This window comes from Mycobacterium sp., assembly GCF_049673265.1.
In the GTDB taxonomy this organism is placed as follows: Bacteria; Actinomycetota; Actinomycetes; order Mycobacteriales; family Mycobacteriaceae; genus Mycobacterium.
The window spans coordinates 1-2,010 of sequence record NZ_JBATXN010000273.1 but is presented as its reverse complement, the minus strand read 5'-3'; the positions used below and the strand labels follow the sequence as shown (position 1 = coordinate 2,010).

Annotated in this window: 2 protein-coding genes and 1 pseudogene; 2 read left to right on the top strand and 1 reads right to left on the bottom strand. The window is 63.6% G+C overall.

All coding sequences use genetic code 11. From position 1 onward, the window contains the following. A partial coding sequence (locus WBF82_RS09550) for an ATP-dependent helicase (RefSeq protein ID WP_424382802.1) occupies positions 1 to 1,188 on the bottom strand: 1,188 nt, incomplete at its 3' end. 199 nt (positions 1,189 to 1,387) lie between these two features. On the opposite strand from WBF82_RS09550, the gene WBF82_RS09545 reads away from it, so the two are divergent. Beyond that, the gene (locus WBF82_RS09545) at positions 1,388 to 1,702 is read left to right on the top strand and encodes a chorismate mutase (protein WP_424382801.1); all 315 of its coding nucleotides are present in this window, start codon (positions 1,388 to 1,390) and stop codon (positions 1,700 to 1,702) included. A 70-nt stretch (positions 1,703 to 1,772) separates the two neighbouring features. Then, positions 1,773 to 2,010: pseudogene (locus WBF82_RS09540) on the top strand (glucose-6-phosphate isomerase); the annotation flags it as partial.

The following is a 2,010-nucleotide window of genomic DNA, read 5'->3' as shown; positions in this document are numbered from 1 at the left end:
AATGAACACTTCTTCAACCGACCGCGACGAGTTGTTGGTGCGGTAGAAGACGGCCATGTCGTTGTAGGTGATGTCGCCGTCGGCGACCAGCGCGTCGACCTCCTCGGCGATGAACCGCGCCTCGTCGTGCTCGTTGTCGGCGACGTAGCCGACGATCAGCTCGCCTTCACCGGCATCAGTCCACAGCCGCTTCTCCCGGCGTCCCGAATTGCGCGCGATCACCGAGTTGGCCGCCGACAGGATGTTCTGCGTGGAGCGGTAATTCTGTTCGAGCAGGATCGTTGTGGCGTTGGGGTAGTCGCGCTCGAAGTCTTCGATATTGCGAATCGTGGCGCCGCGGAACGCATAGATCGATTGGTCGGCGTCGCCGACCACGCACAGCTCTGCCTGCGGCACGGCGTCGGGGTCGTCGGCGGCGGCGCGCGCCGTATGTCCCACGAGCTCGCGCACCAGCACGTACTGGGCATGGTTGGTGTCCTGGTACTCGTCGACCAGGATGTGCCGGAAGCGCCGACGGTAATGCTGGGCGATCTGCGGGAAGGCCTGGAGCACGGCGACGGTCTCGCCGATCAGGTCGTCGAAGTCGAGTGCGTTGGCCGCCCGCAGCCGGTGCTGGTATTCGGAGAAGACGGCGGCCACCGTGCGCGACAGGTCGTCGGCGTGGTCTTCGTCGGACAGGTTGGCCATCGCCTGCTGCGGGTCGATCAGCTCGTTCTTCAGGTTCGAGATGGCGTTGGCCAACAGCCGTGGCGAGTAGCGCTTGATGTCAAGGCCCATGTCCTTGGCGATCATCTGCAGCAGCCGCCGCGAATCGTCGGCGTCGTAGATGGAGAAGTTGGAATTGAGGCCGGCAATCAGCGACGCCTGGTTGCGCAGGATCCGCACGCAGGTCGAGTGGAATGTCGACACCCACATCGATCGTGCTCGCGGGCCGACCAGCGCCACCACCCGCTCGCGCATCTCCGCCGCGGCCTTGTTGGTGAACGTGATGGCCAGAACCTGACCGGGGCCGACGTCGCGCGCCGCCAACAGGTAGGCAATGCGCCGGGTCAGCACGGCCGTCTTACCGGATCCCGCGCCGGCGACGATCAGCAGCGGCGAGCCCTCATGCAGCACTGCCTGGCGTTGTTGTGGGTTGAGTCCGTCGAGCAACTGGTCTGCTCCGGCCTCGGTAACGTGCAAGGTCATGTCTGTTTCAACTTACCGCTGTTCGCCGACACCTTTGCGCTGGCAGGCCTTCAAGTGGCACACTCATTTCGTGCTCAATATGCAGCGTCGATTTTTCTACGGGTACCGGCCAGCGGTGCCCGTGGCTTAGCTGCTTGAAAGAGCCCCGTGGTCCGCTTCCGGATCCGGGGCTCGTCTCTTGTGTGAGGCCCGATACCGGATGAGACCAGAACCCCCACACCCCCCACACAATGAGATTCCGGAGTCTGAAATGACAGTAGAAATCGAGCAACCAATCGACATCGATGACTTGCGCCAGGAGATCGACCGCCTTGACGCGGAGATTCTGGCCGCGGTGAAGCGCCGTACCGAGGTATCCCAGGCAATCGGCAAAGCCCGCATGGCCTCTGGCGGCACCCGGCTGGTGCACAGTCGCGAAATGAAGGTCATCGAGCGCTACAGCGAGCTTGGCCCGGATGGCAAGGACCTGGCCATGCTGCTGCTTCGACTGGGCCGCGGCCGACTCGGTCACTGATCCGGCCGGTTAGCAGCTCGCTCACCTCGGCTTCAACCTGGCCCTGGTCAACCTGACTAGGGTCGAAGCCATGACTGTGGTTGAACAGATCCCCGACATCTCATCGACCCCGGCCTGGAAAGCTCTGCGCAAGCATCACGAGCAGATCGGCGGCACACACCTGCGCGAATTCTTCGCCGACGATCCCGACCGCGGTACCGAGTTCACCGTCACCGTCGGCGACCTGTACATCGACTACAGCAAGCATCGCGTCACCCGCGAGACGCTGAAACTGCTGATCGACCTTGCCCACGCCGCCCGGCTCGAGC

Bases quoted from the DNA above. Each gene is read 5' to 3' on its own strand.
- WBF82_RS09545 (WP_424382801.1), top strand. From the start codon at position 1,388: ATGAGACCAGAACCCCCACACCCCCCACACAATGAGATTCCGGAGTCT.